1 protein-coding gene is annotated in these 2,026 nt (G+C 54.7%); it reads right to left on the minus strand.

The genetic code is table 11. The features are described from left to right. Positions 1–2,026: BREX system P-loop protein BrxC (gene brxC, locus V8L71_RS20535; protein ID WP_336275324.1), on the minus strand; the 2,026-nt coding region annotated here is incomplete at both ends.

Raw genomic sequence — 2,026 nt, forward strand, 5'->3', positions numbered from 1 at the left:
CTGGCGGGGCCTAGCTGGCCAAACAGGTCTTTGGTGAGATTGCGGGCTTTGTTGAGCACCGCATCTTCGGTTTGGCGCTTTTTCTGAATGCGTACTTCACTGCGTCGGCGGGCGTTATTAAGCAGCTCGAAGGCTTCTTTACCGCTGAGCGCGGGGCCTGCGGTGTGGAAGGTCAAACGGCCAGCGGCGTGCAGGCGGCCTAGAATCAGCAGCGTTTCGCCTTCCGGCCAGCCGAAAGGTCGGTTGCTAAAACGTTCGATAAGCGGGTTAAGCGGCACGGGCTCGCCGCTATGCAGCGAGATATACTGCTCCACCTCTTTTACTGCCTGGGCGTTGCCCTCTTCCCCGTCTAAGTTAAGATTTTGCGTACCAATATCATCTGCTGTTAACACGGCTTGCAGTTCGCGCATGGGCTCTGGGTTAAGCACCGTCAGCTGGCCCAGCTTGTTGTAGGTGTTTTCCAGCAGGTAGCGGCAGGCTTCATCCAGGCGGGTGCTTAACTGGCTGCGGTTGAGGTCCAGCTTTTGGCCGAGCGCATAGGCGTCTGCATCTAATAGCATCTCTTCCAGACGAACGCGCAGGCGTTTTTTACGCTCTTGGTTTTCCCGGCTACGGTCGGCCAGAATGCGCTCGACGCTGTGGTCGTTGGCCGATAGGTTCAAGCGGATAAACTTGTCGGTTTTTAACAGCGTGCGCAATTCATCGGTAAAGCGTTTATCGTCGGGTAGCTTAATCAGCACTTGCCCGCCGTTGTCGCCGCTTTTGTGGATGCAGCCTGCGTCGCTAAGCTGCACATACTCCACGTCTAGGGGTGACACCACCTCGACCCTTAGCTGACTCTGGTAGCGGCCATCTAGGGTGTGACCATCCAGGTAGCGGCCAATGCTGTAGTCGGTTTTGTTCAACGGGTAGCGGTATTTGGCGCGATCACGCAGCAGGTCTTTAAAAATTAGGCTGGAGAGCTCTTTGTTCTCATCGCTACTGGTGACTTCGGTGGCTTTGATCTTGCGGGTAATGTCGCGCTCTTCATTGGTGAGGAACTGGTATTCATCGCCATTACGCGTAATCAGGCTCTCTTTTTCAAGTCGCGCTAAGGTCGCGTCCAATTGCTCACGAATAGCAATCCGGTCGTCGTCAATCTGGGTAAGCGAGAGCGTGACGAGGTTGTCGACCGTGCCTTTGACAAGATCCACATAGCGGATCATAAACAGCGTGCGCAGCGTTTCGACATCAAACGCCTCTAACACGGGGTTTTCGCTGGCCTGGTCGATGGTGCGTTTTACGGCCGTATCGAGGAAGCCTTCTATCGCCGTATAAAAGCAGTGCATCGGCACCAGCGCACCAATCGATTTTTCTTGCACGGCTTTGGCCGCCATGTGGAAAGCATCGAGCATGGAGCGCTCGCCGTAGGCCAGGTGCGCGCCGGTGGCACCTACCTTGCGGATCTCTTCGAAGACTTTTTGTACCAGTTGGAAGTGGTACGGCACGAAGGGATAGTTGGCGATAAAGCTATCCACGCCTTCAATATTTTTCAGCGTGGGGCCTGAGCGGTCAAAGGTCAGCTGGTTACGTAGGATGGAGCCTTTGGCTTCAAACACGCCTTCCAGCTCAGCGCGTGCCGGGTCGGTTTTCACCAGCAGGCGCTTGCGGATGACTTCGTCAGAGTTGGAACTTGAGAGCGATAAGCAGGTTTTGAAGCGCCCGGCAATTTTGGAGAAATCGTTGGCTTTTGAGGCGGTCATTTCGCCTAGCACTGCGTCCATATCCGCCTGAGACGTGACGACGATCCAAGCGCGACCACCGCAAATCGTGCCCAGGTTTTCGGTGAGTGTTTGCAGGGTGAGCATAAGGCGTGTGTCGCTGCCAATAAACTGGCCGACTTCGTCCACCATAAACACCATGCGCCGAGTGGATGACTGGGATTCCAAAAACTCTTTCACCCAGTGGCAGAAGTTTTCCACTGAAACACTAAAATTGGCTTCTGACTCTTCAAACCATTTATGGGCAGCTTCCGGGGAAAGCTCTA

It is taken from the genome of Vreelandella indica (assembly GCF_037070225.1).
In the GTDB taxonomy this organism is placed as follows: Bacteria; Pseudomonadota; Gammaproteobacteria; order Pseudomonadales; family Halomonadaceae; genus Vreelandella; species Vreelandella arctica.